The sequence below is a fragment of the Vannielia sp. genome, from assembly GCF_029212645.1.
Taxonomy (GTDB): Bacteria; Pseudomonadota; Alphaproteobacteria; order Rhodobacterales; family Rhodobacteraceae; genus Vannielia.
The window spans coordinates 1-25,885 of the sequence record NZ_JARGND010000007.1; the positions used below are offsets into that span (position 1 = coordinate 1).

At 61.4% G+C, this 25,885-nt stretch carries 27 protein-coding genes; 14 read left to right on the top strand and 13 right to left on the bottom strand.

Going from position 1 to position 25,885, the window contains the following annotated elements; translation table 11 throughout:
• Positions 1-10: 10 nt before the first annotated feature.
• Entirely contained in the window at positions 11-1,654 is a 1,644-nt protein-coding gene (fliF, locus tag P1U55_RS03625) for a flagellar basal-body MS-ring/collar protein FliF (protein WP_301046139.1), read from the bottom strand.
• A 125-nt stretch (positions 1,655-1,779) separates the two neighbouring features.
• Between fliF and P1U55_RS03630 the strand changes: the two genes are divergently transcribed.
• From P1U55_RS03630 to P1U55_RS03675, 10 genes are all read left to right on the top strand, one after another.
• Positions 1,780-2,292: a flagellar basal body-associated protein FliL gene (locus P1U55_RS03630; RefSeq protein ID WP_301046140.1), complete on the top strand. Its 513-nt coding sequence runs from the start codon at positions 1,780-1,782 to the stop codon at positions 2,290-2,292.
• Positions 2,293-2,310: 18 nt separating this feature from the next.
• Entirely contained in the window at positions 2,311-2,676 is a 366-nt protein-coding gene (locus P1U55_RS03635; RefSeq protein ID WP_301046237.1) for a hypothetical protein, read from the top strand.
• Positions 2,676-3,314 carry a hypothetical protein gene (locus tag P1U55_RS03640; RefSeq protein WP_301046141.1) on the top strand — a complete coding sequence of 213 codons (639 nt, stop codon included), beginning with the start codon at positions 2,676-2,678 and terminating at the stop codon, positions 3,312-3,314. Before P1U55_RS03635 ends, P1U55_RS03640 begins: the two co-directional genes overlap by 1 nt.
• Positions 3,315-3,416: 102 nt before the next feature.
• Positions 3,417-4,286, top strand: a complete 870-nt coding sequence (gene motA / locus P1U55_RS03645; protein ID WP_301046142.1) for a flagellar motor stator protein MotA — start codon at positions 3,417-3,419, stop codon at positions 4,284-4,286.
• Positions 4,283-6,697 (top strand): hypothetical protein, encoded by a 2,415-nt coding sequence (locus P1U55_RS03650; protein WP_301046143.1) that lies wholly within the window; start codon positions 4,283-4,285, stop codon positions 6,695-6,697. The genes motA and P1U55_RS03650 overlap by 4 nt, the downstream gene beginning before the upstream one ends.
• Positions 6,698-7,012: 315 nt before the next feature.
• Complete coding sequence (locus tag P1U55_RS03655; RefSeq protein ID WP_301046144.1) at positions 7,013-7,576, top strand: hypothetical protein; 564 nt, start codon at positions 7,013-7,015, stop codon at positions 7,574-7,576.
• Positions 7,577-7,579: 3 nt separating this feature from the next.
• A complete protein-coding gene (gene flhA, locus P1U55_RS03660) occupies positions 7,580-9,673 on the top strand; it encodes a flagellar biosynthesis protein FlhA (protein ID WP_301046145.1) in 2,094 nt (697 codons plus the stop codon).
• A complete protein-coding gene (locus P1U55_RS03665; protein ID WP_301046146.1) occupies positions 9,670-10,446 on the top strand; it encodes a flagellar biosynthetic protein FliR in 777 nt (258 codons plus the stop codon). Before flhA ends, P1U55_RS03665 begins: the two co-directional genes overlap by 4 nt.
• Positions 10,446-11,552, top strand: a complete 1,107-nt coding sequence (locus tag P1U55_RS03670; RefSeq protein ID WP_301046147.1) for a flagellar biosynthesis protein FlhB — start codon at positions 10,446-10,448, stop codon at positions 11,550-11,552. Before P1U55_RS03665 ends, P1U55_RS03670 begins: the two co-directional genes overlap by 1 nt.
• Before the next feature lie 17 nt (positions 11,553-11,569).
• On the top strand, positions 11,570-11,902 hold the full coding sequence (locus tag P1U55_RS03675; protein WP_301046148.1) for a hypothetical protein: 333 nt from the start codon (positions 11,570-11,572) through the stop codon (positions 11,900-11,902).
• Positions 11,903-11,952: 50 nt separating this feature from the next.
• Here the strand turns inward: P1U55_RS03675 and P1U55_RS03680 are convergent, their stop codons facing one another.
• Genes P1U55_RS03680 through P1U55_RS03720 form a run of 9 tightly spaced genes read right to left on the bottom strand, consistent with a single transcriptional unit; the run spans position 11,953 to position 16,582 of the window.
• The gene (locus P1U55_RS03680; RefSeq protein WP_301046149.1) at positions 11,953-12,480 is read right to left on the bottom strand and encodes a flagellar basal body-associated FliL family protein; all 528 of its coding nucleotides are present in this window, start codon (positions 12,478-12,480) and stop codon (positions 11,953-11,955) included.
• 15 nt (positions 12,481-12,495) lie between these two features.
• Positions 12,496-13,194, bottom strand: a complete 699-nt coding sequence (flgH, locus tag P1U55_RS03685) for a flagellar basal body L-ring protein FlgH (RefSeq protein ID WP_301046150.1) — start codon at positions 13,192-13,194, stop codon at positions 12,496-12,498.
• A gap of 32 nt (positions 13,195-13,226) precedes the next feature.
• A complete protein-coding gene (gene flgA, locus P1U55_RS03690; protein ID WP_301046151.1) occupies positions 13,227-13,676 on the bottom strand; it encodes a flagellar basal body P-ring formation chaperone FlgA in 450 nt (149 codons plus the stop codon).
• A gap of 1 nt (position 13,677) precedes the next feature.
• On the bottom strand, positions 13,678-14,463 hold the full coding sequence (flgG, locus tag P1U55_RS03695) for a flagellar basal-body rod protein FlgG (RefSeq protein ID WP_301046152.1): 786 nt from the start codon (positions 14,461-14,463) through the stop codon (positions 13,678-13,680).
• 22 nt (positions 14,464-14,485) lie between these two features.
• A complete protein-coding gene (locus tag P1U55_RS03700) occupies positions 14,486-15,199 on the bottom strand; it encodes a flagellar hook-basal body complex protein (protein ID WP_301046153.1) in 714 nt (237 codons plus the stop codon).
• Between the two features lie 4 nt (positions 15,200-15,203).
• A complete protein-coding gene (locus tag P1U55_RS03705) occupies positions 15,204-15,470 on the bottom strand; it encodes a flagellar biosynthetic protein FliQ (protein WP_301046155.1) in 267 nt (88 codons plus the stop codon).
• A gap of 3 nt (positions 15,471-15,473) precedes the next feature.
• Complete coding sequence (gene fliE / locus P1U55_RS03710; RefSeq protein ID WP_301046156.1) at positions 15,474-15,764, bottom strand: flagellar hook-basal body complex protein FliE; 291 nt, start codon at positions 15,762-15,764, stop codon at positions 15,474-15,476.
• Between the two features lie 32 nt (positions 15,765-15,796).
• The gene (gene flgC / locus P1U55_RS03715) at positions 15,797-16,189 is read right to left on the bottom strand and encodes a flagellar basal body rod protein FlgC (protein ID WP_301046157.1); all 393 of its coding nucleotides are present in this window, start codon (positions 16,187-16,189) and stop codon (positions 15,797-15,799) included.
• A gap of 6 nt (positions 16,190-16,195) precedes the next feature.
• Positions 16,196-16,582, bottom strand: a complete 387-nt coding sequence (locus tag P1U55_RS03720) for a FlgB family protein (protein WP_301046158.1) — start codon at positions 16,580-16,582, stop codon at positions 16,196-16,198.
• Between the two features lie 97 nt (positions 16,583-16,679).
• On the opposite strand from P1U55_RS03720, the gene P1U55_RS03725 reads away from it, so the two are divergent.
• The 4 genes from P1U55_RS03725 to P1U55_RS03740 all read left to right on the top strand — a co-directional run bounded on the left by P1U55_RS03725 (position 16,680) and on the right by P1U55_RS03740 (position 22,587).
• Positions 16,680-17,996 (top strand): FliI/YscN family ATPase, encoded by a 1,317-nt coding sequence (locus P1U55_RS03725; RefSeq protein ID WP_301046159.1) that lies wholly within the window; start codon positions 16,680-16,682, stop codon positions 17,994-17,996.
• A 2,109-nt stretch (positions 17,997-20,105) separates the two neighbouring features.
• The gene (locus tag P1U55_RS03730) at positions 20,106-20,822 is read left to right on the top strand and encodes a carboxyltransferase domain-containing protein (protein ID WP_301046160.1); all 717 of its coding nucleotides are present in this window, start codon (positions 20,106-20,108) and stop codon (positions 20,820-20,822) included.
• Positions 20,819-21,832: an urea amidolyase gene (locus tag P1U55_RS03735; protein WP_301046161.1), complete on the top strand. Its 1,014-nt coding sequence runs from the start codon at positions 20,819-20,821 to the stop codon at positions 21,830-21,832. The genes P1U55_RS03730 and P1U55_RS03735 overlap by 4 nt, the downstream gene beginning before the upstream one ends.
• Positions 21,829-22,587, top strand: coding sequence for a LamB/YcsF family protein (locus P1U55_RS03740; RefSeq protein ID WP_301046162.1), 759 nt, complete (start codon positions 21,829-21,831; stop codon positions 22,585-22,587). Before P1U55_RS03735 ends, P1U55_RS03740 begins: the two co-directional genes overlap by 4 nt.
• 146 nt (positions 22,588-22,733) lie before the next feature.
• Here P1U55_RS03740 and arsJ read toward each other — a convergent pair whose 3' ends face one another.
• Genes arsJ through P1U55_RS03755 form a run of 3 tightly spaced genes read right to left on the bottom strand, consistent with a single transcriptional unit; the run spans position 22,734 to position 25,845 of the window.
• Positions 22,734-24,014 carry an organoarsenical effux MFS transporter ArsJ gene (gene arsJ / locus P1U55_RS03745; RefSeq protein WP_301046163.1) on the bottom strand — a complete coding sequence of 427 codons (1,281 nt, stop codon included), beginning with the start codon at positions 24,012-24,014 and terminating at the stop codon, positions 22,734-22,736.
• A complete protein-coding gene (locus tag P1U55_RS03750; RefSeq protein WP_301046164.1) occupies positions 24,011-25,009 on the bottom strand; it encodes an ArsJ-associated glyceraldehyde-3-phosphate dehydrogenase in 999 nt (332 codons plus the stop codon). The genes arsJ and P1U55_RS03750 overlap by 4 nt, the downstream gene beginning before the upstream one ends.
• Positions 25,006-25,845: a helix-turn-helix domain-containing protein gene (locus P1U55_RS03755; RefSeq protein ID WP_301046165.1), complete on the bottom strand. Its 840-nt coding sequence runs from the start codon at positions 25,843-25,845 to the stop codon at positions 25,006-25,008. The genes P1U55_RS03750 and P1U55_RS03755 overlap by 4 nt, the downstream gene beginning before the upstream one ends.
• Between the last annotated feature and the right edge of the window lie 40 nt (positions 25,846-25,885).

A 25,885-nucleotide genomic window follows, 5' to 3' on the forward strand; every position in this document is an offset into this window, starting at 1 on the left:
CCTTTGCTGGTCACGCTTTTTCCTCCTCATCGCTTTCCATCCATCCCTTCAGGATCTCGATGGTTTCATCCTGGCGATCTTCGATCATCTGGCGCAAGCGGGTGACGGGATCGTCGCTCATACCGCCTCCAAAGGCGCCGATGTTTGGCAGGCCGTCATCATCGCCAAATCCAAAATCATCATTCACGACAGCCATATCGGGCAGTTCGATACCGCTGTCGTCTATCTCACCCGTGAGGGCTTCGGGCACTGGAGCATTCTCCAGCGGGCCAGCGGCACTTGCCGCAGGAAGCGCCGGAGCAGGCTCAGCCGGGGGAGGAAGCGCCCGGGCCGAGAGCGCGGGTTTCAACACGAAAAGCCCAAGGCCCAGCGCAACCAAGGCAAGGATCGCCAGTTGAATCAAAGTCATGATATTGAGCCCATCCAGGACGGACCCGCCGGCCGTTGTGCCCATCTGCGCGACCGGTTCAAATTCGAGCGACTTGATGGTGATTTGATCGCCGCGATCCGCATCAAAGCCCACCGCACTGGCAACCAACTCGCGCAAGGCCTCAAGTTGCGGCTCTGGTCGGGCCTCCCATGTAGGGTCGCCGTTTGTATCCTCGCCACGCAACCCGTCGACCAGAACGGCCACGGTGACCCGCTTCACCGCACCGGGGGAGCGCAGCAGTTCACGCTGGGTTTCGTTGACCTCATAGTTTGTGCGCTCGCGGGTTTGCGTTTCCTGGCTTTGGTTCTCGCCGCCGCCTGCGGCTTCGCCGTCTGGCAGGTTGGAGGCCACCGTGACGGCGCTGGGATTAGAGCCCCTCGCACTGTTTGACCGTTCTTCCACCTCCGAACTGATCGCCACGCGGCTTTGCGGATCGAAGGTGCGCTCGATGATCTGTTCGCGGTCGGTATGCGTTTCGACGGACACCTCAACCACGGCGTTGCCGGGTCCCACATGGGCCTCCAGCAACCGCTGCACGTTATGCCGCAACGCCTCCGCACGGTCCGCGCCGACTGGATCGCCATTCTGATCGCCGTTCACCACGGCACCGCTGGCACCATCTATGATCGAAACGCTTTCGGGCTCCAATCCGGCAACCGCACTGGCCACAAGGTTCTTAAACGCCTGCGCTTCGGTCCCGTTGATCCGCCCGCTTCTCGCCGTCACCGAAACACTGGCCGAACTTGTATTTTCACGCCCGAATCGCCGCGCGGCAGGGTTTGAAATATGCACCCGCGCCGCGCGGATACGCGGCGAGGCAAGGATCGTGCGGGCCAGCTCACCCTCTTTGGCACGCCAATACGCTGCGTCAAACATCTGGCTCGTGGTGCCAAATCCGGTGAGGCCATCAAGAATTTCGTAACCTTGGCCCCCTGTTGCCGGCAGCCCCTCGGTCGCCAGCGTCATCCTGAGCGAATCACGCTGAGCGCTGTCCACATAGATCGCGCCTCCCTTGACCTCATAAGCAACGCCGCGCTGGTCAAGTGCGGTCACAACCTCACCCGCCGCCGAGGGATCAAGCCCCGCATAAAGGAGTGTCATACCGGGCGCGGTGGCCATTCGGCTCAGCATAAGCACGGCGAGAAACACCGTAACGCTGGCCAGAATCACGGTGATTCTGCGCCGCGCTTCCAAGCCATTCCAAGTGTCGATCAGGTTTTGCACGCGTATTCTCCGCTAACTCCAGGCTTCTGCCCGTCTCCCCATAAATCGCCGATCCGCCTTAACAATCGGTTAGCCACCTTCGGTCTATTAAAGACAGAGACGGATTGAGCAGGAGAACCGCTGCAATGGCCGATGACGAACAGGCAGCAGAAGCCGCCAAAGGCGAAGAAGCGCCCAAAAAGAAATCAAAGAAGGCCTTTTTGTTTGGCCTGCTCCTCGCGCTCGCGTTGGGGGGAGGCGGCTTTTATGCCACTTTCTCGGGGATGATTCTCGGAACGGGTGAGGAGCATGCCGATAACGGCCATAGCGGAGACAGCGCCGAGGCTGAGCCCTTGCCAGCCATCGCCTTTGTCGCAATCGACCCGATCATCATTGCGATGCGTTCGGAGGGTCGCGCAGCCCATTTGAGGTTTCGCGCGCAGCTCGAAGTTGAGGCGGGCACTGAAGACGACGTCACAATGCTGATGCCGCGCATCCTTGACGTCCTCAATACCTACCTGCGCGCCGTCGATATCTCGGAAATCGAGCGCCCAAGCGCGCTTTTGAGCCTGCGGGCACAGATGCTGCGACGCATCCAGATCGTCACCGGAGAAGGGCGGGTAAAAGACCTGCTGGTGACGGAATTTGTGGTCAATTAGGGAGAACTCTTTGTGATGATAAGCCTTTTTTCCGATATTCTACTAACGCTGGCGGCGCTTGGAGCCGGGGGCTATTGCCTTGTGCTGTCGCGCCGCCTTTCGCGGTTCACCGACCTTGAAAGGGGGATGGGCGGCGCAGTGGCGGTCCTCTCCGTGCAGGTTGATGATCTCACCCGTGCACTGAAGCAGGCTCAAAAAACCTCCAACACTTCTGTCGCGCGTCTTGATGCCCTGAATGCGCGGGCCGAGGAGGCCGCCGGGCGCCTCGATATGCTATTGGCCGCCATGCACGACCTCCCGGATCCCGCCGATGTGTCAGCGCCAAAATCGCGGTCCGTAAAGCGCCGTCGCGCGGGCAAGGCCTCTGAGCAGGAGGCTGCCTGATGGGCAAGAAACGCATCGCCACAGCAGGCCGCCGCCCACGAAAACAACGGTTGAAGGTTCGGCTCGGCAAGGGCCTATTGATGACCCTCAGCCTGCTTTTCCTCGCCTCGGCGGCCTTGCGTTTAACCACCGGCACCGGGGCGGCGATTGCGCGCGAAATGGGTGGCATCCTGCACGACGGGGAGCACGACGAAAGCGCGGTTTCTCTTGGAGGCCAATGCGCGCCGGAACCGGAGATCGCGAACCTTCTCAAAGCACTGAATGCCCGCGAAGCGGCCGTCAAATCTCGCGAATCGGCGGTCTCGGAAGAAATGCTTGCTCTCTCTCGCGCCCGCCAGGAAATCGCTGCCGAAATGGAGGCGTTGCGTGATGCCGAGACCGAGCTCGAAGCAACGTTGGCGCTGGCTGATGGCGCCGCTGAGAACGACCTTTCTCAACTGACTGGCGTGTATGAAGCCATGAAACCCAAGGACGCCGCCGCCCTCTTTCAGGAGATGGATCCAAAGTTTGCCGCTGGGTTTCTTGGCCGAATGCAATCCGCTCGCGCCGCCGCCGTCCTGGCAGGCATGGACCCGAAAGCCGCCTATACCATCTCGCTGATCCTCGCAGGCCGAAATGGCTCGGTGCCCACCGATTGATTGGTCGCGGATCAGGGAAAATTAACATGGTTCTGCCATAGTCCCCGGCGGGCAGGGCACCGCCTTGCGGACCCGAACGTCAAATAAGCGAGTGAGAAAAGCATGATCGGAATCGTTGGCATCATCGTCATCTTTGTGATGGTCTTTGGCGGCTATCTCGCCGCAGGCGGCAAGATGGGGATCATCCTCAAGTCCCTCCCGTTTGAGCTGACAATGATCGGTGGCGCCGCCGTGGGGGCCTTTGTGCTTTCCAACGATATGGCCGCCATCAAACACACGCTCAAGGATGTAAAAAAGGTCTTCAAAGGCCCCCATTGGGAACATGATGACTACAAGGATCTGCTCTGTCTTCTGTTCGAGTTGATCCGCCTTGCGCGCCAAAACCCGGTGGCCCTTGAAGAGCATATCGAAAACCCGGCAGAAAGCTCGATCATCTCGAAGTACGAGAAAATTCTGGCGGATACGGAGGCAATCGAGATGATCTGCGACACGTTGCGCTCCGCCTCAATGAACTATGACGATCCCAACCAGGTGGAAGAAGTGCTCGAAAAGCGCATGGGTGCCAACCTTGAGCATGCCATGCACTCCAGCCACGCCATGCAGACCGTTGCCGATGGGCTTCCTGCGTTGGGGATCGTGGCCGCCGTTCTGGGTGTGATCAAAACCATGGGGTCGATCGATCAACCCCCTGAAATCTTGGGAAAGATGATCGGCGGCGCGCTCGTTGGCACCTTCATGGGCGTGTTTCTTGCCTACGGTTTCGTTGGCCCGTTCGCCGAAAAGATCAAATCGGTGATCGCAGAGGATTCGCATTTCTATACGCTGATCCGCGAAGTCCTCGTCGCCAACCTGCACCAGCACGCCACAAATATCTGCATTGAGGTCGGTCGGCAGAACACACCAGGCCATTGCCGCCCGTCTTTCGCTGATCTTGAGGAGGCCCTGAAAAACCTGAAATCGGAGGCTGCATGAAACGCCTCGCCCGTTTTGCGGCGGTGGTGGTGGCCTCGCTCGCCCCTAGCTTCGCTACCATGGCGGAAACTGTGCGGGTGCAATCTGGCGAGCATGGAACCTTCAGCCGCCTCGCTCTTGTCATGGGCGAGCCTACTGATTGGGATTTGGGCCGGATGGACACCGGCTTTGGCCTCAGGCTCACCCGCGAGAATATCACCCTTGACCTCCAGCGCGCCTTTGATCTGATCCCGCGCACGCGCATTCAGGATCTTCGCTGGAATAACGCAGAGGGCGTGCTGGAAATCACCGCCGATTGTGACTGCCACGTTACCGGGTTCATCCTGGGAAACTCGATCCTCGTTGTTGATGTCGTCGACGGCCCTGTCCCACAAGGTACCCGATTCGACACTGCGCTTTTTGGTTCTGAAACGACCACATCTGCGCCTGCCGCCACCACACCAGTCCTCAAGCTTGAAAGCAAGCGCACGGTCACGGATCCCGATAGCGCCCTGCCTCCGCTGCTTCAAAAAACCATGCGCAATCGCTATGACCGGCAAGTGGAAATTGACCGACCCGCTCGGCTAACCAAGCCCAAAATGCAGCGGCCTGATACCACGGCACAAACCACCTTTGCCGAATCGACGGCCCGTCAGCGTGTGTCGGAAATCGAGGCAGAGTTGCTCAAGCAGCTATCCCGCGCTGGAGCCCAAGGCATGATCCAGCCTAGCGCCGAATTTTCTGGCACCAGCGGCCCCACGCTGCAACCGGATGCCAGCACGTTGCCAAATCCCCATCCCGGCGCAAATGTTGATGCCGTTACCGGGGTAGACCGCGCCACCCCGCCAGACATTCGTAGCGGCACCGTCGAGACCACGCGCTGCCATCCGTCCGGTTTTTTCGAATTTCTCGTGATTGAGCCGAAAACCGACCCGCATGAGATGATTGCAACAGCCCGCCAATCGCTCCTGCGAGAATTTGATGCGCCCAACACAAAGGCCGCCGAAGACTTGGTGCGGGCCTATCTATATCTTGGGTTCGGGGCCGAAGCCCGGCAAGTCGTTGATCGTTTCCTTACGGGCACACCCCAGGCTGACCTCTACCGCTCCATTGCCAATGTAATGGATGATACCCCCAACGCCGAAACTGGTGCATTGGCCGGGCAGTCTTCTTGCCCTGGCCAGGTCGCCTTCTGGGCGCTTTTGGCGCAACCCATCCCCGAAACCCTGTCGCTCAATGCACGCGATTCCGTGCGGGCCACAGCATCTGACCTGCCGTTGCACTTGCGCCGCTGGTTGGTGCCCCGGCTGGCGCAAAAGCTGCTTGCCTGCGGTCACGACGACCTTGCCGCAGCCCTTCGGGACGCTCTGCGCCGTGCCGAGGGGGACCACGGCACCAGCTACACGCTGCTTCAGGCCAAACTGGCCGAAGTGGGTGATTACGCAGCCGGTGGAGATGGCCATCCCTCCAAAGCCAGTCGCCTCGCAGCCGAAGGGCTGCTGGAAGAGGTCGCCGACACCAACGATGCCGAGGCCCCCCAAGCCCTGCTCGATCTCATCCGGCTCGAAACCGTTCGCGGTGTGGTGCCGCCCCCTGACCGGATCAACCACGCTGAAGCCCTTATTTTTGAACATGACGATACCCGGCTCACCCGTAATTTTCACATCGCTCTGGCCCCGGCCTACGCGCTGGATGGCCAGTTTCAAAAAGCCTTCGCTCACCTCGATCAGGCCCTCGCGATGACACCGCCCGCCGATCTGGACGATCCGCTCCCGAATGCGCGAAATTCCGTTGGAATCACGCTGACCTCGGATGCCAGTGATGCCGGCTTTCTGCGCATTTTGTTTGATCCGGAGCGCAGCCAAATTGGTCGAGAGGTCTCTGACGAGACAGCCCATTCCATCGCCGCACGCCTTCTGGCTTTGGGGTTTCCCGAGCAGGCGCTTGCCCAGGCCGAGCATCTACCGCCAGAAGATGCCTATCGCTTTACCCGGATCAAGGCGATGATGGGTTTGGGGCGGTATGAGCGGGCGCTGGCCTCGCTTTCCGGCCTGCAAGGGGCCGAATCCGACAGGCTCCGCGCCGAAATTCTGGCGGCCCTTGGCGAGAATGAACGCGCCCATGTGCTTGGTCAGGTCGCCGGTGATGAAGACATCGCCCGCCGCGCCGCTTGGGCCAGCGGGAACCCGCAGTTGATCGCCGAATCGGGGAGCGCGGGGGAGGCCGGATTCGCTGTGAACGTCGCGGCTGAGGAGCCGCCTGTTGCGCCACCCACGCCATCCCTGGGCGGAACCGTCGACCTGCTGGAAAAGATCCGCACCCGCCGCGCAGCGCTGGAGGCACTGCTGGCAGAAAAATCAAAGGAAACAGGAGAGGTTGGCCCAAACGAAGCCATGCCCCAGAAACCCGGCACTTTTGCACCAGACTCGTAAAACGGAAACCAATTGTAAACCACGTGGCCCTAGGATCGTCTCAAACCAGATCAGCAAGAACTGCGATCCCATATGCGCCAAGATGCTTTAGATTTCCATGGTCCTTTCACGCCGCAATGCGGTGAGCGGCCAGCCCCTCCACTGCCGCCAACGGCTGGCAGATCACGGCTGCGGCTCCTCTTTCTTATAGTCTTGGCGCTGCTCACCCTATTGAGCCTTCCACTTCTGGCCGACACCCGCAGTGCCCTTTGTGAAGCTTCTGCCCGCGAAGCTTCTGCGCGCACAGGCGTGCCGCTTTCAGTATTGCGCGGGCTGATGTTCACCGAATCCGGCCGTAAGATCGAAGGACACATGCAGCCCTGGCCATGGACGGTAAGCGCCGCAGGTCGCCATGTGTGGTTTGAAACCGCCGATGATGCCCGCGCCTTTGCTTATCAACAAATCAAGTCAGGCGAGAGAAGTCTTGCGCTCGGATGTTTCGGCCTGAATTACTCTGAACACGAAAAGGGCTTTGCGTCGCTGGAAGACATGTTCAACCCCGGTCTGAACGCCAGTTTTGCCGCCGTCGAACTGGCCCGCCGCGCGCAAACCGCCGGGGGCTGGGGAGCAGCGGTTGCCACTTGGCGCCCGCTGCCTCCCGATGAAGCCAAAGCCTACCTCGATGCCTTTTACCGCTTTCGCAACAGCATGCGCGGCCAAGACCCAGCCGTTGCCACTGCGATGGCAACCGGCCCCTCCGCGCCGCGCCCACCCGCTGAACCCCGGAGCAATTCCTTCCCGCTTTTGGTCAGCTCGCAAGCTCCGCCCAGCCTTGGCAGCCTGGTCCCTGTCAGCCCAGCGCCTGCCAGCGCAGGCTTGTTTAACCCGCAGGAGCCTTGAGCCATGAAACTGGTCGCATCGGAAATCTTCAAACCGACGATCCTGCTCGCGCTGGCATTGATGGGGGTCATCACCATGATGATCCTCCCCATGCCGTCCTGGGTGCTTGATGTTGGCCTCGCCGCGTCCTTCGCGCTGGCGATCCTCATATTCACAGTAACCCTTTTCATCGAACGCCCGCTCGATTTTTCGGCCTTTCCAACGATTTTGCTGGCCTCTCTCATGCTGCGCCTTTCGCTCAACGTCAGTTCAACAAAGCTGATCATCGGCGAGGGCCATACCGGCACGCAAGCCGCCGGCACAGTGATCGAAGGTTTTGCGATGTTCGTCATGGGCGGCTCGGTGTTCCTTGGCCTGGTGGTGTTTGGCGTACTGATGATCGTGAACTTCATGGTCATCACCAAAGGCGCCGCACGCATGGCCGAAGTGGGTGCACGGTTCGCGCTTGATGGGATGCCCGGCAAGCAGCTTGCGATTGATAGCGATATGTCCGCCGGGGCGATCGACCACGCCGAAGCCAAGCGGCGGCGAGAGACCGAGCAGGCCGAAACCACCTTCTTTGGCTCCCTCGATGGTGCCTCGAAGTTTGTGAAGGGTGATGCTGTTGCGGGCCTTCTGATCACCCTTCTCAATCTCGTGATGGGCCTCGTGATGGGATCTGTGGTGCATGGGCTTGATATCGGCACCGCCTTTGAGACCTATGCCATCCTGACCGTTGGCGATGGGCTGGTCACACAAATCCCGGCCGTCGTCATCTCCATCGCCTCCGCGCTGCTCTTAGCCCGTGGCGGTGAAAAAGGGTCAACCGATCTCGCCCTTGTGGGACAGCTTGGCAAACACCCTGCTGCCCTCGGAACAGTGGCTGTGTTGATGGCGCTTTTTGGCCTCGTGCCCGGGTTGCCGATGGTGCCCTTTTTCGTTGGAGCGGCGGCGCTCGGGGCCGCAGCCTTCTATCGCCACCGTTCCGCCAAAGCCGAAGCCCTTGCCGCTGCCCGCGCTGCTCCTGCCGCCGAAGAAACAACCGCGCCCAGCCGTAAATCCATTGGGGATATGCTTGATCTGGATGATATACATGTCGAATTTTCACCCGACCTGGTTTCGATGGTCCTCGACCCGGCCACCGGCCTTGATGCCCGGATCGAGAACATGCGCGCCCATGTCGCCGGAACCTTCGGGCTGATCCTCCCTGAGATACGGCTTACCGACAATGCCGCGCTGCGACCTGGCACCTATGCGATCCGGATCCATGGCGTTGAACAGGCCCGCAACCGCATTCAGCCCGATCAGATCCTGGCGCTTGTCGGTGACACGCCAGAGTTATTGCCACCCGGCGAGGATTGCGAAGAGCCGGTTTATGGGGCGCCCGCGCGATGGATTTCAGAAGAAGCCCGTGAAGACGCCGCGCTTCAGGGCGCAACCGTCGTAAGCCCCGCCGAGGTATTGGCCACCCACTTGCTTGAGGTCATCAAACGCAATTTTGCCCGCCTGCTCACGATGAAGGCGCTGCGCCGCCTGCTTGAGGAACTTTCCAACCTGACCGATCCCACCCGCGCCGAAGCAAACCGCAAGCTGATCGACGAATTGGTGCCCGACAAGGTGCCGATCGATCTTTTGCTCTCGGTCATGCGCTTGCTGCTTGATGAGCAGGTCTCGGTGCGTAACCTGCCGCTTATTCTTGAGGCTATCGCGGAAGCGCGGTCAAGCTATGCGACACCCGAGAGCATTTGCGAGCATGTTCGCCAGCGGCTCGGTTTTCAGCTTGTCTCCGAGCTCAAGCGCGAAGACGGATCGCTGCCATTGCTGCAACTCGCCCCCGAATGGGAAGAGACTTTTTCAGCCCACCAGATTGAAGGTGCGGGCGGCAGCGAGGACATCGCGCTTCCACCCGACTTCTTCCATAAGCTCGCAAGCGGTGTTGCCGACAAGCTCTCGCAAGCCGCAGAAACCGGGATTGCGCCTGCCCTCCTTACCTCGTCACGCCGCCGGCGATTTCTTAGAAAGGTGCTCACCGCCAAGGGCATCGCGGCTCCTGTGCTCTCCTTTGAAGAAATCGGCATGGATGCCCGGCCAGCGCTTTTGGGTGTTGTCCCCGCATGAGCGAGGCGTTGCTTCAGCTTTTGGGGATCACCCAGGAGATGCTGATCACCGGCTTCGTTGTCATGCTTCGGGTGGGCGGCGCGATGGCGACAATGCCAGCCTTGGGCGAGCGCGGCGTGCCAATGCGCGTCCGCCTTGCGGCGACCATTGCGCTCACTGTGATCGTGGCGCCCATGGTCGAAGTGCCGTATTATAGTTCGCTCACCGAGGTCGCCTTTTCGATGACCCTCGCCTCCGAAGCGGGCATTGGCGTGGTCTTCGGGCTTGGCCTGCGATTCTTCATTTTCGTACTTCAGGTTGCGGGCACCATGGCGGCGCAATCCACTTCGCTGTCGCAGATCTTCGGCACATCATCAAACGTTGATCCACAGCCCGCCATGGGCCACCTGTTGGTGGTTTCGGGCCTTACCCTTGCTGTCATGTCCGACCTCCACGTCCAGGTCGCCGCCGCCCTGGCCGAAAGCTACCGCGTGCTGCCGGTGGGTGCGGTGATTGGCGCTTCGGACGTGCTGGAATGGGGCCTTGCGCAGACCACTCGCGCCTTTGGCATGGGGTTCACCCTCGCCTCGCCCTTCATCATCGCATCGTTGATCTACAACATCGCCCTCGGGGTGATTAACCGCGCGATGCCCCAGCTCATGGTGGCTTTCGTCGGCGCGCCAGCTATCACCGCAGGGGGGCTGATCCTGATGTTTCTTGCCACGCCCCACTTGCTGTCGCTCTGGCTTCACGCGCTCAATACCTACCTCGCCACCCCGTTCGGGAGCGGCTGATGGCCGGCCAGGAGGAAGAGGGCGAGAAGCAACATGAGCCAACGCAAAAGAGGCTCGATGATGCCCGCAAGAAAGGCGAAGTTCCGCGTTCCACCGATGTGACAACTGCTGCCGCCTATGGCGGCATCCTCTTGGCGGCCTCCGCCATTGGCGGGGCCAGCCTTTCGGCGGTTGGCACCGTGGGGAGCCAGCTATTGGGCCAGGCAGACCAACTCGCGCCAATGCTCACCTCGCCGGGGTTTGCCGCCCTGTCCGGTGGGCTTATGGGGCGGGTGGTGAGCGCTATGGCTCCGTGGTTTGCCATCCCTGCGGTGGCAACGGTGCTGGCGTTGATCGCGCAACAGGCCGTTACCTTTGCGCCCGATAAAATCAAGCCGAAGCTGTCACGCATTTCGGTCCTTTCGAACGCCAAAAACAAGTTCGGGCGCAACGGGTTGTTTGAGTTCTTCAAAGGCTTCCTGAAGCTCGCCGTGATCTCGATCGTTCTCTTCACCTACCTCGCCTACCGCCTGCCTGAGATGATTTCGGCAACAGCGCTTGATCCGGGCCAGGTAGGGGTGCATCTGGGGCGTCTCTGCCTTGGGTTTCTGGCAATTGTTACGGTTATCGCCGGGATCATCGCCGCTGGTGACTTTTTCTGGCAACGCGCCGAACACCTGCGCAAGAACCGGATGACACACCAGGAATTGAAGGACGAAGGCAAGGAGAGTGAGGGCGATCCCCACATCAAGCAGCAGCGGCGGCAAAAGGCGATGGCAATCGCCTCGGCGCAGATGATGGCCGATGTGCCGACGGCCGATGTCATCATCGTTAACCCTCAGCACTATGCCGTGGCCCTGAAATGGAACCGTGCCACCCTTGGCGCACCGGTCTGTGTGGCAAAGGGAGTGGATGACATTGCCGCGCGCATCCGCGAAGTGGCCAATGAACACGCCGTCCCGATCCACCGGGATCCGCCAACCGCCCGCGCTCTCCATGCCACCGTCAAGATTGGTCAAGAGATTGAGCCGGAGTATTATGCCCCGGTGGCTGCTGCAATCCGGTTTGCCGAGGCGATGCGCTTGAAGGCCAGGGGCAGCTACGCCTCACCACGAGGAAAAACATGAGCCGCAAGGCGCGGGACATGACCCGCCTCGCGGCACTCATGGAAGCCCGTTTCATGGCCGAACAGTCCGAGTTGCGCGCACGGCTGGCGGTTGAGGCACGGGTGAAGGCCTCTCTCGACGGGCTGGATGAAGCGCGCGCCCAAGCCATGACCGACGCGGCAGACCCCGCAAGCTTTTCGCCCGCTCTGGCCCGCGCCACAGGGGCTTGGCTGCGCTGGACAGATGGGCGGAAAGCCGCGCTCAATGGCGATCTGGCCCGCGCCCACGTGGCCACGGCCGCCGCCCGCAAAGGGCTGAGCCGCAGCTTTGGGCAGATGCAGGCCAGCCAAAAACTCTCTGAGAACAAATAAAAGGGCGGCACGGATTGATCCGCTGCCGCCCTTGAGAAACGAGGCTTGGGTTAGCTGTCCTGGCGGACAATGTCCACGATCAACACATCCGAAGCCGTCTCGCCCAGCACCTTGCGGGCCACCTCACGCAGCGCCTCGCTCAAGCGGCGCATCTTGGTGCCATCTGTGAAGTTGCCAGAAAACCCGCCCGAATTCGCATGATCGAACAGCACCTGCAAGAACACATCCCGCAGTTTAGGCTCGCGCCCATAAACCAGTTCGCGCCCGCCGATATCGATCTCGATGCTCAAACTGAGAACCACCATCGACACCACCTTGCCCTCGCGGACCACCGGCACGATGAACTGGTTATTGAGCTTAACAAACTCTTTGGTTGGGTCACCCTCGGTGCCCAACTCTTCGACTTTCGCCTCCGGCGCTTTACTGTGATTTCCGGCCACAAGCATCGGCTGGCCATCGGGGCCGCATGGCGGCAACGCGACCATCTCTTCAGCGTGTGGGCGCAAGAACAACCCGGCCCCCACACCACCACCCAGACCCAAGAGCGCCAGAAAAACAGGAACGAGCAGGGACTTCATCAGCACATCTCCCTCTTAAAACGGCAACAGAATATCGGCGACCTGCTGGCCATAGCGGGGCTGCTGCACGTCCGAAATCTGGCCGCGCCCGCCGTAGCTGATTCGCGCGCCAGCGATCTTGTCATAGGTGATTTCATTGTTGCGGCTCACATCCTCGGGGCGCACGTAGCCCGAAACCAGAAGCTCGCGCAGCTCAAAGTTCACCCGCACCTCCTGATTGCCCTGAATACGCAAAACCCCATTCGCCATTTCCTCCACAATAGTCGCGGCGATCTTGAGCTTGAGCTTTTCCTTGCGGCTCACAGATCCATCGCCAGAGTAGGAGGAGGAAGAATCAGTGCTCACCGCGTCATCCATGCTGGCCCCTTCTGGCAAGCGCTCATCAATGCGCTGCGGAATGCCAAATAGTGACGGAATGCTGACGCTCTCTGATCCGCTGCGCTGGCGATCACTGGCATTGGAGATCGAGGCGCTGTCATCGATCTCGATCACGACCGTCAGGATATCGCCCTGCCGCATTGCGCGCCGGTCTCCGAGCAGCGATTGCCGGTTGCGGCTCCACAGCGAGGCCTGCTCGTGGCCCCGTTTGGAATCCAGCACATCGGGCAGCGGGGTTGAGGCCATGGCGCGGTGTTCGTAATTGCCTTCCTGAGGTGCAAAGGCGGGCGCCTTTCCCACATTTTCCAGCCGGGTACAGCCGGTAAGAGCAGCCATCAAGGCCAGGCCTGCAAAAGTGGCACGCATCATCAGAAATCCTCCAAATCAATCATCATGTCTTGGCTCGGGCCCACCAGAACCCGGCCCCGTTTATCCACGCGGCCCGTTACGGTGCTCCGCGAGCTAAGGTTCATCACCCGCAGCATGTCACCCTCGGCGGCGCGGCCTAACGCGCGGGCCTCTGTGGCGATCAAAAGCGAGCCGCGTTTGTAAACCAGCGTCACCACCTCGTTGCGTTCGATCAGCGCCGGGGCACCCACATCGCCCGCCATGATCGGGCGGCCGGGGTAGATCACCACGCGCGCCTCCATTCCCAGAGCCTCATCCGGGTGCGCAAGGGTGCCTGGCACCTCACCGCCCTGCACCGCCATATCCGCGGCCGTGAGGATGGCGCGGGCCGGAATCATCCGTTTGGCGACCAAAGTGTCAGCGGCGGCTGGCGTGGCGCAGGCGATAAGGAGGGCGAGGAAAACGCGCATATCAGCGAATTTGCGTCGTCGCGCCGAGCATCTGATCGGCAGCGGTGATCACCTTGGCGTTCAGCTCATAGCCGCGTTGGGCCTGGATAAGGTCGGTAATTTCCTTCACGGCATCAACCGAACTGTCCTCCAGAAAACCCTGGCGCAGGGTGCCAAGCCCGTTTTCACCGGGTGTCGTCACCAAGGCAGGGCCAGAGGCCTCGGTTTCGAGGAACAGATTTGACCCCATCGCCTCCAGACCCTTCTCATTTGAGAAATCCGCCAGCGTGAACTGGCCCAGAAGCTGCGGCTCCACCTGATCGGTGAAATAGGCATAAACCTCGCCTGACCCGTTGATCGAAATGGCGCGCGCATCGTCGGGAATGGTGATGTCGGGGACGACGGAATAGCCGTCAGCGGTCACAATCTGGCCATCGGCCGAGCGCTTGAGCGCGCCGTCACGGGTATAGCCGGATGCGCCAGAAGGCAGCGTCACCTCAAGGTAGCCATTGCCCTCGATCGCCACATCAAGATCTCCGCCAGTGGCTCCAAGCGAGCCCTGTTGCAGATTGACCGACACCGATGAAGGCCGCACGCCAAGGCCAATTTGCACGCCGGATGGCAGCACCGTGCCGTCACTGGCGTTGATCGTGCCGGGCCGGGCCAGTTGGCGATAGTGCAGATCGGCAAAATCGGCGCGGCGGGCGTTGTAGCCGGTGGTCGACATATTGGCGAGGTTGTTCGAGATTACGTCGACCCGCATCTGCTGTGCGCTCATGCCGGTGGCGGCGATTTTCAGGGCCTGCATTTGGCTGCTCCGTTCATTCTGGTTATCGCGTGAGGGTTTCGATCATCGAGTCCTTGCGTTTGGACTCGGTATCGAGAAATTTCTGACCCAACTCATAGGCGCGCTGCACCTCAATCATCCGGGCAATTTCGAGCACCGGGTTCACGTTGCTTTCTTCGACATAGCCTTGCAGCACGCTGGCGTTTTCTTCCGGGATCACCGCACCGCCTGGATCAAAAAGCGTGCCACCACGGTGCGTCATCGCGGTTTCATCCGCCGGGGCGACAAGGCCGATCTGGGTGAGCGGCACACCATCCGCAGACAGGGTGCCATCGCCGGCTAGGGCCACCGTGCGTGCACCCGGCGGCACGAACACCGGCGCACCGCCGGCATCAAGCAAGAAGGCCCCGTCACCGTTCACCAATTCTCCTGTCGGGCCGGGCGTGTAGCTGCCCGCGCGCGTCAGGCGCAAACCATCGGTCGTTTGCACCTGGAAAAAGCCTTCACCTTCAATGGCAAAGTCAAAGGTGCCGCCGGTCTGGCTGAGGGTGCCCTGGCTCAGATCCATCGCCCGCACCCGTCCGGTGCCCATCGAAACAGAGCCCGCAGGCCCCTCGGCGGCGCGCACCCATTCAGAAAACACCACGCCCTCGCGCCGGAACCCGGTGGTCGAGATGTTGGCTATGTTATTGGCCACGCTGCGCATCTCGTTCATCAGGCCCGATTGGCGCGTGAGGGTGATATATCCAGTTGTCATTGCATCAAATCCCCGCAATCAGCGGCACGAGAGTGGATTGGAAGAAATCGACCAATGTGCCGGTCATGAAACTCATCGTCAGCCAGAACACCGCGAGGATTGCGGCGAGCTTGGGAACGAAAGTCAGCGTCATCTCCTGCACCGAAGTCAGCGCCTGAACGAGGCCGATGGCCACGCCGGCGACCAGCGCCACCGTCAGGATTGGCATGGCAATCATGACGGCCGCCCAAAGCCCCTCGCGGAGCGTGTCGTAAAAAGTGGCCTCCGGCATCGCTTACACCGGCATCCGCAGGATTTCCTGGTAGGCTTCCACGACCTTGTCGCGCACCGTCACGGCGGTTTCGACCGCCAGTTCCGTTTCCGCCAGGGCCTGGACAAGGGCGTGCGGGTCAGCTTTGCCAACCATCGCATCCTTGGCCGTTTGCTCCGCGTTCTGGAGCATGTCGGCAAAGCCATCCGCCACTTTGGCGAAGGCGTTGCCGCTTTCTTCTCCGCCCGGCTTTGGGGCGGTTACGGGGCGCGCACCTTCGTAAAGGTTTGCGACCTGCGACAGTTTGATATCCATTCTGGACCTCCTCTAACTGGCTGGGTTCACTGCTATTTTCGCAGTATCTCCAACAGACCACGGGTCATTTGCCGGGCCTGATCGAACATTTTTAAGTTGGCTTCGTAGCTACGCTGGGCTTCCCGCGCGTCGGCGATCTCCACCATCACATCCACGTTGGAGCCGGTGTAATAGCCATCATCCCCCGCCATCGGATGGGCCGGATCAAACACCTGTGGCAGCTCGCTGCGATCCAGCTGCACCGGGGCTGCACGCACCTCCCCGGTCACCCGCCCGCCGCTCATTTGCGCCTCGAACGGTGTGAGCTTGCGGCGGTAGCCGGGGGTATCGGCATTGGCCATGTTTTCCGAAAGGTGCCGCAGCCGGGTGGATTGCGCCTTCATCGCGCTGGCGGAAATCGAGAAGCTCTGGAACAGATCGCTCATCGCCCGTTACCCCCGCCCCAGCGTGGCGCGCATCATGCCCAGCGTTGAGCGATAGACACTGAGGGCCATGTCATGCTTGGTGCTGATCTCGGCAGATTTCACCATCTGCGCCTCGATCGACACCGTGTTGCCGTTCGGGTCGCCATCAATCCCGCGCTCTATAAAGCTGCGCGGCGTCTGGCTTGCCTCACCCCTGCCGATATGTTGCACACGGGTTCCGCGCAGCGCCATCGTGCCGCCACTGTCATAGGATTGCGAAAAGGCCGCGATATCGCGGGCCTTGTAGCCGGGCGTATCTGCCTGGGCCAGATTTCGGGCCACAACTTCCTGCCGGGCGGCAGAGTGGCTAGCGAGGCCTCGGGCCATCGAAAGGATCTCGAGCTGATCAAACATCGGGGTTTCTCCCACGGGTTTCAACCTTGGCTTAACCCTGATTCCTTTAGAAACAGTTTCGAGGCGCCGATTCCCGGCCCGATTTGTGGAGAATCCCATGCCCCCCGCTTCCCTCGCCCAACTCACTGCCGAAATCGCCGCCCTGCGCCCTGCCGTTTCTATCGGGCGGGTCTCTGCCGTTGGGCGCGGCGCGGTAGAGCTTACCGGGTTGTCCAGCGCCGCCGCGCTGGGCGATCAAGTGTGGATTGCCACCGCCAAGGGCCGCCTGCGCGGCGAGGTGATCGACCTTGGCCCAGAGCGCGCCATGGTCCTCCCCGATGGCCCGCCCGAGGGGATTCGCCTTGATGATCAGGTCACGCTTCAGGGCCAGGATGGCCTCTCGCCCGATATCTCATGGCTGGGGCGCATCATTGATCCTTATGGCAACCCGCTTGATGGTCGCCCGCTGCCCAAAGGCGGCCACCTGCTGCCCTTGCGCCCCGCCGCACCGCCCGCCACCGCCCGGCGCACCCTTGGCGAACGGCTCGCCACCGGCACCGCTGTATTTGACACGCTGCTCCCATTGGTGCGTGGCCAGCGCCTTGGGCTGTTTGCAGGGTCCGGCGTGGGCAAATCGACCCTGCTGGGCAACCTCGCCAAGGGGCTGGAGGCCGATATCGCGGTGATCGCGCTGGTCGGCGAACGGGGCCGCGAACTGCGCCATTTCGTCGAGGAGGTTCTGGGGGCCGAGGGCATGGCGCGCTCGGTCATCGTTGCCGCCACCTCCGACCAATCCGCCATCTCGCGCCGTCGCTGCATGTGGACAGCGATGACCGTGGCCGAACACCTGCGCGATGCGGGCAACCACGTGCTCTTTCTGGCCGATAGCGTCACCCGCTTCGCCGAGGCCCACCGCGAAATCGCATTGGCGGCGGGCGAGCCTGCCAACCTGCGCGGGTATCCGCCCTCGACCGCGCATATGATCATGTCACTGGCCGAGCGGGCGGGGCCGGGCCTGGAAGGCTCCAACGACATCACTGCCATCTTTTCGGTGCTGGTCGCCGGCTCCGATATGGACGAACCCGTGGCCGATATCCTGCGCGGCGTGCTTGATGGCCATGTGGTTCTCTCGCGCGAAATCGCAGAGCGAGGCCGCTTCCCCGCCGTCGATCTGCTGCGCTCCACCTCCCGCTCGCTGCCCGCCGCCGCTTCGGACTACGAGAACGAGTTGATCTCGCGTGCCCGCCGCCGCCTCGGAGCCTATGACCGCGCCGAGCTGATGATCCAATCAGGGCTTTATACCAACGGGTCCGACCCGGAGATTGACGCCGCCATCCGGGCCTACCCGGCGCTTGATGCTTTCCTCGCTGAAGCCAGTCCCGAAGGCCCACCACGCGCCTTCCGCCGCCTCGCCAGCCTGCTCGGCCCCGCCTGATCCTCCTGTTTACGGCGGGCCGGCCCGTCGATCAGGGCGGACGGATGGGTGGGCTGGGGCCGCCGCGCGCAGCGTTAACCCCTGCCCGATATGTCGGATGACATGTGCATGGGTTGTGCATCCCTTGTGTATCGGTTGTGGCCCTTCGCTTTTTGGGGTTAACGCCCCCTGCCTGGCCTCGGTTTATTGGGATCAGCGGCCTCCCTCGAGAAAGAAACCCGCTGATATCGTCCCGCCGCACTTGCCCCATCTCAACGCGTATTTGCAAAGTACCAAAGCCCTGATTCAGCTGGATCGCCCCGTTGCCAAGCGCATAAAACCGCGGGTCTCGATTGGGCTCCCCGCCAAGCACCTCAAGCCCCGCCCCATAACTGCCGCCACACTCCAATGCACCGAGCATCCCCGCCTCATCCGCCCTGCTTCCCCACGAGATATTCACCCAAATTACGCGCAGCTCTCAAACTCCAAGCCCCTATTTCGTAAGATATTTTCCCCTATCGCACCGAAAGCTACCCGCCACCCCACCGCCATCGCAAAGGGCACGGGACCAGCGTGAAAACTCACCGCCGCGAGTCCTTCCTCGAGCGAGCAAAGTCGTGCGCCTCCATCTTGATAACCGCCAAACGCTCAGCACTCTCGCCGCCATTCCGGCCCAACCCAAGTGTGCCCGCCCCGCCCCCGCTGTTCTTGCTGTTCAGACGATATTCACTCTTTCTGGCCCATGACCCATCCCGTGCCTACCGGAGGCACAAAAGCACCACGCCAACCCCGCGCGATATAGGCCGCCACCGGCGCGCGGGTCATTGCAGAGCAACACCGCCTTCAAGGAGGCAGGCGCAGTACATCCTGGGGCCGGGATCGCGCAGGCAAAAAATGATCAAGCTCGCCGTTACTGGGGCCTAGGACGGTGCGGAGCCTGCCTAAATCAAACTCAGTGTCAGCCACCGGGGCAAGATCACCAAGCGGGGTTTTGGCTGCGTTTACTGGCAGGTCGCGATCGGCCTCAATCAACAGGCAGTGGCCCTCCTGCATGGGCGCGCTAAAGAGGTTCCATTGCTGAGATGGACAAAATTGCAAAGCGTCAGCGCATCGGTCGTGCCACCGGAACCGCCGTGCAGCGCCTTGCCGCCTGCGAGGCGGTTCGCAATGCAGCCCAGGTTTCCGCCAAGTGGCCCATCCCAGCGCTATAGACGGCCAGAAGCGGTGAGCCGAGGACGAGGAACCAGGGCACCACCTCCATCCGCAAATTTTGCAGCGATGCGCCATAGATGACGGTGCTCGCCGTCACCCAACCATAGAAAAGGGCGCGCGCCGCACTTCGGTGCCGCCAGGAACTGTGCCAAATTTTTCCAACCATAGCGACGGGTTACGCCATGAAGAAACAGGTTGCTTGCGGTAGCTACGACGGGAACGGCATCGATGATATGGAGCATGGGAGAACGATCAACGTCGCCTTCGTCTGACGACACGAGCTGTGCCGTATTGGCGTGATGTCGGAGGTATTCACCGCCCACCGCGTCACCATCTCGGGAAACTTCGAGACGTGCGTGCCCAATCTGACCCGCGCACCCCAGTAGGCCCCATTGAGCTTGTGACCGTCGTCACCGCGATGGAGCACGTGTCGCAAGAGGCGGCGACCACGTCGATGCCGCGTACCGGTCCATCAAGGATTCGCACCCCGGGTTTCTGATTATAGCCATTGCCAAAGCGCTCCCTTATGCTGGTTGCTGGCCGACAGGTGCGCCGCATGCAGAAACACGCTTGATAAACGGCTGGTCACTTCGATGGGGTCGGTCTCGGCCACGCTGGTTGCGCCTGCTTCTGAAGATCGCCATTAGCCCCTCGGATTCGGCCCTTGACGGCATTGATGCGATTGCCCCGCAAAGCCAAGAGGTCGCTGGCGCGCAGAGGCGCGGGCAACGGGTATTATGCGACACCCCTCAAAGAAAGGCATCGGCGTGACCTGCTATTTCTTCATCGAAAGCCGCACCTGCCTCCTTGCCCCTCGCCACCCCACTGGTTCCCGATCAAGGGGTCCGGCGGCTGTGAGCGGGGGTTGAACCCGCGCGGATGCGAGAGGATGATGCTCCGCAATATACCGGAGAACACATGAGTCACCCCGCCATAACGCCCGAAATCCTGCCGCTGGGGCAAGACGGCATTGTTGTACGCTTCGCCCGTGCCGTGAGCCCCGAGGCGAGCGCTGCTGTGGCCCGCTTTTCCGAAGCGGCCAAGGCGCTGCCGGTGGTAGAGATCGCCCCCGCGCTGGCCTCGGTGATGCTGCGGTTTGACCCCCGGCAGGAACGCCGCAGCGCGATTGAACCCGCATTGCGAGAGATCCTCGCAGGGGAGTGGACTGGCCTGAGTGATCCAAAACCAAAACGCCGATGGCACATCCCCGTTGTGCTCGACGGCCCAGGATTGACAGAATCAGCGCAAATGGCCGGTGTCACAGTGGAAGATGCCATAAAAGAATTGACGGAACATGAACTCCGGGTCCGAGCGATTGGGTTTGCGCCGGGATTGCCTTACCTTGGCTTCCTGCCCGAGCATTGGAACATCGCGCGACAGCACGACCTCACCCCGCGGGTTGAGTCTGGGGCCTTGGTTGTGGCGGTGCGCCAATTGGTGCTGTTTCCTACCGCCAGTAAAACCGGCTGGCGGCAGGTTGGCCGCGCTGCGTTTCGCCCGTTTCGGCCTGAGGCTCGCGAGCCGTTCTTGTTGCAGGCGGGGGATGCCGTGAGGCTGGAGCAAGTGGCGAAGAGCGAATGGCAATCACTTGAAAATACAGAACTTGGCGGCGCGCACTGTGAGGAATTGGCATGACGGTGTTGACGATCCACAGCGCCGGGCCGGGGTTGACGGTACAGGATTTGGGCCGCGACGGTTGGCGTGCCAAAGGCCTAGCACGTGGCGGCGCGGCGGACCGTTTGGCCCTGCTTGAAGCGGCGGCTTTGCTGGGCCAAACCACCCCCTTGTCCGCGCTGGAAATGGCCGGAATGGGCGGGCGGTTTTCGGTCGATGCGCCAACGCGGTTTGTGCTGACTGGCGCAAGGATGAATGCCTCGGTCGAGGGCCGCGTGGTAGCGAGCAATACGAGCGCGGTTTTGGCCCCCGGAGAGGTGCTGGACGTGCGCGGCGCACAAGCCGGAAGCTATGGCTACCTCGCTTTCGCAGGCGGCGTGATCGGGCCGGAATGGCTGGGCAGCCGCTCGGCGCATCTTCTTGGTGGCATTGGAAACTTTCTGAACGCCGGGACAATTGCGTTAGGGGCCGATCCTGATGTGAGCGCTGGGTTAAAGCGGCTCGCAGTCGCGGATCGGTTGAGTGGCGGGGTGCTGCGGGTGATGCCGGGGCCGCAGACCGAGTTGTTTGATGCGGCAGTTCGAGAACGGTTCTTTGCGACTGTGTTTAAACGGGCGGCACAGGCCAATCGGCAAGGGCTGCGGCTGGAGTTTGAGGGCGAGGCATTTACCAACGAAACCAGAGACTTGGCTTCAGATTTCCTGACGCCGGGCGATGTCCAGATGACCGGAGATGGCCGCCCCTATGTGCTGCTGAGCGAATGTCAGACGGTGGGGGGGTATCCCCGGATCGGCACGGTGATCGCCGCCGACCTGCCAAAAGCGGCACAGGCGGGGGCTGGCGCGGCGCTACGGTTTAGGGCGATTTCACTGGTTGAGGCAGATGCGCTTTGGGAGAGTGAGGCGATGATTTTAGCGCGCCTTGAAAAGGCGGTGGAACCATTGATCCGCAGCCCGCATGATATCGCCAATTTGCATGAATATCAATTGGTTGACGGCGCCACAACGGGCGACGAATTGGAGACAGAATGAGGCGCACGATCGACCTGAATGCCGACATGGGCGAGAGCTTTGGACCATGGAAAATGGGGGCGGATGCGGCGCTTCTGCAGGTGGTGACATCGGCCAATGTGGCCTGTGGTTTCCATGCCGGAGACGCCGATCACATGGCCGCGACCATGGCCGAGGCAGTGAAACGCGGCGTTGGCATTGGTGCGCACCCCGGTTTTGCCGATCTCCAAGGCTTTGGACGGCGCCGAATTTCTCTTACAGAACAGGAGCTTGGCAATCTTGTCACGTATCAGCTTGGGGCCGCGATGGCGATGGCGGCGAAGGCTGGCGGCAAGGTGCGGCACCTAAAGCTTCACGGTGCGCTGGCCAACATGGCCGCGGAAAGTGCAGCGATTTCAGAAGCTTGCTTTAAGGCTGCCTTGAAGGTGCAGCCGGATCTGGTGCTGATGACGATCGCACAGACCGCGCAGCAGCGGGTCGCAGAGCGGCTAAAGGCCCGGTATGCTTGCGAAATTTTTGCAGATCGCGCCTATAATGATGATTGCACGTTGGTGGATCGCTCGCAGCCCGGTGCGATGATTGAGGGCGCTGATGCCGCTGCCGAGCGGGTCCTAAAGATGATTGGGAGCGGTGCCATTTTTTCCTTGTCTGGCAAGGAGATACCGGCGCGGATTGATACCATTTGCCTGCATGGCGACGGGCCGGAGGCGCTGGAGATTGCGCGGGCGGTGCGTGCGCGGCTGGAAGCGGCAGGATGGAGCCTGAAGCCCTTGTAATTTCAAGGGGTTGGAAGGGCGGCGTTGCGCGCGTGCGGGGTGTTAATTGCGAAGCGATTTTTGCCGCTAATTGCAATAAGATCACTTGCACAAAGCATGCACAACCGATGCACATGCCATGCACACGAAGTTTTAACCTTCCTTGGTTAAGTTAAGCCATCGGACGCATCGGCGACGGGGCGCAAGCGGCCTGCGGCGAGGGCGCTGACGAGCACCATCACCGCGGCTGTGCTCAGCGTCATCGCTAGCCCACCGATTTGGTAGGTGAGTCCGGACATGAGCGTGCCAAGCAGCCGCCCGGCAGCATTGGCCATATAGTAGAAGCCCACGTCCATTGTGACGTGCTCGGCCTTGCTGAACGCGAGGATGAGGTAGGAATGGAGCGAGGAGTTGACCGCGAAGATCGCGCCAAAAACCAACAGCCCGAGGATGATCGTCACCGTCAGCCACATCTGCGGCGCAGGCGTGACAGCAGTGGCAACGGCGAGAGTTGCAGGCACGACGCACAAGGCGGCGGCCCAGTGACGGGCGGCGCCGATCAAATCAGCCTCGGGGCGCGATCCGGCCCGCAAGAGGCGCGGTGCCGTGGCCTGAACCAACCCATAGAGGATGATCCAACCCGCCATGAAGCTGCCAATCAGGAAAAACGCGGCGCGGTTGCCCGCCGCGCTGCCGTCCGACGACACGGCGTAGAAATAGATCGGGATGCCCACAACGAACCACACATCGCGCGCGCCAAACAGGAAAACGCGGGCCAGCGACAGCCAGTTGACGTTGGCCGACCTCGAGAAGACTTCGGAAAATTTTGCGCCCCTGCGACCCTTGGGCAAGCCCGGCGGCATAGCGAAAAACACTGCGAGCAGGATCAGCGCCAGAACCGCCGCCATCGCCAGCACCGACCAGGTGAAGCCGAGGCTGGCAAGCAGGGCAGCGCCGAGCAAAAAGCCAAACCCCTTGACCACGTTCTTGGACCCGGTGAGTGCTGCGACCCAGCGAAACAGACCGCCGTTTTCACTTGGGGCGAGCAGCTTGACCGCCGATTTGGAGGACATCTTGGCAAGGTCCTTCGCCACCCCGCTCAGGCCCTGAACCAACATGACGAAGACCACCGAAAGGCCCATCGTCCAGCCCGGATCAAGCTGCGCCAAGGCGAACAGCGCCACAATTTGCAGCGCGAGCCCGGCATAAAGCGTGGTGGTGAGGCCAAAGCGAGCAGCGATCCAGCCAGCAGAGAGGTTGGTGACCATGCCGGCGAGTTCATAAAGCACGAAGAGATAGGCAAGCTGCACCGGCGAAAACCCAAGGGTATGAAAGTGCAACAACACCAACATACGCAACGCGCCATCGGTGAGCATGAAGGCCCAATAGACCGCCGTGACAGCGATATAGGCGGCCATGCCTTCGGGGCGGGCGGCAGCCTTTGTCACAGCGCAGCACCGACCATGAACGCAACATCAACGAGGCGATGCGCATAGCCCATCTCATTGTCATACCACGCATAAACCTTGAGTTGGGTGCCGTTAATGACCATCGTCGACGGCGCATCAATGATCGAGGAGCGCGTATCATTGGTGTAATCGGCGGACACCAGCGGACGGGTTTCATAGCCGAGGATGCCGGAAAGCTCGCCCTCGGACGCGGCCTTGAACAAGCCGTTCACCTGCGCGGCAGTGGTCTCTTGCGCGAGTTCGAAAACGCAGTCAGTGAGCGAGGCGTTCAGCAGCGGAACGCGCACCGCATGGCCATTCAACCGCCCCTTGAGATCAGGGTAGATCATGGTGATTGCCGTTGCGCTGCCGGTGGTGGTGGGGATCAGCGAATTCAGCGCCGAACGGGCGCGGCGCAGGTCTTTCGCCGGGCGGTCAACGATGGTTTGCGTGTTGGTCACATCATGAATCGTGGTGATCGAGCCGTGCTTGATGCCAAGGTTTTCATGGATCACCTTGACCACCGGCGCGAGGCAATTGGTGGTGCAGGAGGCGGCGGTGATGATGCGATGACGTGCGGGATCAAAGGCGGCATTGTTGACGCCGTAGACGATATTGGCAGCATCGCCGTCCTTGACCGGGGCAGACACGATGACTTTTTTGACCCCCGCCGCAAAGTAGGGCGCAAGCGCGGCCTCTGTTTTGAAGGCGCCGGTGCAATCAATCACCACATCCACGTTCGCCAGCGGCAAGGCGGCAAGGTCACGCGTGCCGATGAACGGAATGCGGGTGCCATCAATGGTGACGCTGTGATTGTCATGCGTAAAGTTGGCCTGCCAACGGCCATGCACGGTATCAAACTCAAGAAGATGGGCGTGCATCTCGGGGTCGCCCGCCGCGTCATTGATCCAGGCAATCTGCGCGCCGCGGGCAAGCAGCGGTTTCAGGGCGAGTTTACCGATGCGGCCAAGGCCATTGAGGGCATAAACTGTCATGTTGGGTGTCCGGGTGTGGTGCGACCAATCTCGTCAACCGCGTTTTGCAGCGAAATCCGGTCAAGCGAGGCGAGTGGTAGGGCGGTGAAAGCGCGGATGCGGTTTTGCAGCGCGGCGTAGGTTTGCCGGAAGGCGAGGCTCTTTTCAGCCTCGGTGCCGGTGGCAGCCACCGGATCAGGCAGGCCCCAGTGGGCGCTCACGGGCTGGCCGGGCCAGGCTGGGCAATCCTCGTTGGCGGCCTGATTGCAGACGGTGAATACAAAGTCGAAAGGGGGCGCGGCAGCGGTTTGAAGCTCGGCGATGTGCTTTGAGCGTAAGTGCGAAATGTCATGCTGGTCCTGCGACAGAACCTCCAGCGCGTAGGGGTTTGGCCGAGCGGAGGGCTGGGTGCCAGCGGAGTAGACATTGAAGCGGCCCGCACCTTCGCGGCGCAAAAGCGCTTCGGCAAAGATCGAGCGGGCAGAGTTGCCAGTGCAGATGAAGAGGACGTTATAGGGGCCTTCGGGCGTGCCCTGCGCGGGGCCGGGCGCGGTGGCCGGGGCGCAAAGATCGGGGCGGCCACGGCAGCAATCAAGGAAGAGATACCCAAGGGTGGCGCGCACCTCGGGCATGTTGATCGCGTAGCGCAGGGAGGTGCCGACCCGCTCCTGGGTGATGAGGCCTGCTTGCGAGAGCGCCGCGAGGTAGGCCGAGAGAGTGGAGGATTTGAGCGACAGGGTTTGCGCCAATTCGCCAGCGGCAACCCGATCTGGGAAGCGGCGCATGAGCAGCCGAAAAATGGCCAACCGTTGTGGGTGGCCGAGCGTTGCAAGATGGGAGGGCGCGTCTATTTCCATATTTCATGAATAACGGAAATATAGATTCGGGCAAGAGGCT

What these genes read in the sequence shown, in the direction of transcription:
- P1U55_RS03630 (WP_301046140.1), top strand. Translation starts at nt 1,780, where the DNA reads ATGGCCGATGACGAACAGGCAGCAGAAGCCGCCAAAGGCGAAGAAGCG.
- P1U55_RS03640 (WP_301046141.1), top strand. Translation starts at nt 2,676, where the DNA reads ATGGGCAAGAAACGCATCGCCACAGCAGGCCGCCGCCCACGAAAACAA.
- motA (WP_301046142.1), top strand. Translation starts at nt 3,417, where the DNA reads ATGATCGGAATCGTTGGCATCATCGTCATCTTTGTGATGGTCTTTGGC.
- P1U55_RS03650 (WP_301046143.1), top strand. Translation starts at nt 4,283, where the DNA reads ATGAAACGCCTCGCCCGTTTTGCGGCGGTGGTGGTGGCCTCGCTCGCC.
- P1U55_RS03655 (WP_301046144.1), top strand. Translation starts at nt 7,013, where the DNA reads ATGTTCACCGAATCCGGCCGTAAGATCGAAGGACACATGCAGCCCTGG.
- flhA (WP_301046145.1), top strand. Translation starts at nt 7,580, where the DNA reads ATGAAACTGGTCGCATCGGAAATCTTCAAACCGACGATCCTGCTCGCG.
- P1U55_RS03665 (WP_301046146.1), top strand. Translation starts at nt 9,670, where the DNA reads ATGAGCGAGGCGTTGCTTCAGCTTTTGGGGATCACCCAGGAGATGCTG.
- P1U55_RS03670 (WP_301046147.1), top strand. Translation starts at nt 10,446, where the DNA reads ATGGCCGGCCAGGAGGAAGAGGGCGAGAAGCAACATGAGCCAACGCAA.
- P1U55_RS03675 (WP_301046148.1), top strand. Translation starts at nt 11,570, where the DNA reads ATGACCCGCCTCGCGGCACTCATGGAAGCCCGTTTCATGGCCGAACAG.
- P1U55_RS03680 (WP_301046149.1), bottom strand. Translation starts at nt 12,480, where the DNA reads ATGAAGTCCCTGCTCGTTCCTGTTTTTCTGGCGCTCTTGGGTCTGGGT.
- flgH (WP_301046150.1), bottom strand. Translation starts at nt 13,194, where the DNA reads ATGGCTGCTCTTACCGGCTGTACCCGGCTGGAAAATGTGGGAAAGGCG.
- flgA (WP_301046151.1), bottom strand. Translation starts at nt 13,676, where the DNA reads ATGCGCGTTTTCCTCGCCCTCCTTATCGCCTGCGCCACGCCAGCCGCC.
- flgG (WP_301046152.1), bottom strand. Translation starts at nt 14,463, where the DNA reads ATGCAGGCCCTGAAAATCGCCGCCACCGGCATGAGCGCACAGCAGATG.
- P1U55_RS03700 (WP_301046153.1), bottom strand. Translation starts at nt 15,199, where the DNA reads ATGACAACTGGATATATCACCCTCACGCGCCAATCGGGCCTGATGAAC.
- P1U55_RS03705 (WP_301046155.1), bottom strand. Translation starts at nt 15,470, where the DNA reads ATGCCGGAGGCCACTTTTTACGACACGCTCCGCGAGGGGCTTTGGGCG.
- fliE (WP_301046156.1), bottom strand. Translation starts at nt 15,764, where the DNA reads ATGGATATCAAACTGTCGCAGGTCGCAAACCTTTACGAAGGTGCGCGC.
- flgC (WP_301046157.1), bottom strand. Translation starts at nt 16,189, where the DNA reads ATGAGCGATCTGTTCCAGAGCTTCTCGATTTCCGCCAGCGCGATGAAG.
- P1U55_RS03720 (WP_301046158.1), bottom strand. Translation starts at nt 16,582, where the DNA reads ATGTTTGATCAGCTCGAGATCCTTTCGATGGCCCGAGGCCTCGCTAGC.
- P1U55_RS03725 (WP_301046159.1), top strand. Translation starts at nt 16,680, where the DNA reads ATGCCCCCCGCTTCCCTCGCCCAACTCACTGCCGAAATCGCCGCCCTG.
- P1U55_RS03730 (WP_301046160.1), top strand. Translation starts at nt 20,106, where the DNA reads ATGAGTCACCCCGCCATAACGCCCGAAATCCTGCCGCTGGGGCAAGAC.
- P1U55_RS03735 (WP_301046161.1), top strand. Translation starts at nt 20,819, where the DNA reads ATGACGGTGTTGACGATCCACAGCGCCGGGCCGGGGTTGACGGTACAG.
- P1U55_RS03740 (WP_301046162.1), top strand. Translation starts at nt 21,829, where the DNA reads ATGAGGCGCACGATCGACCTGAATGCCGACATGGGCGAGAGCTTTGGA.
- P1U55_RS03750 (WP_301046164.1), bottom strand. Translation starts at nt 25,009, where the DNA reads ATGACAGTTTATGCCCTCAATGGCCTTGGCCGCATCGGTAAACTCGCC.
- P1U55_RS03755 (WP_301046165.1), bottom strand. Translation starts at nt 25,845, where the DNA reads ATGGAAATAGACGCGCCCTCCCATCTTGCAACGCTCGGCCACCCACAA.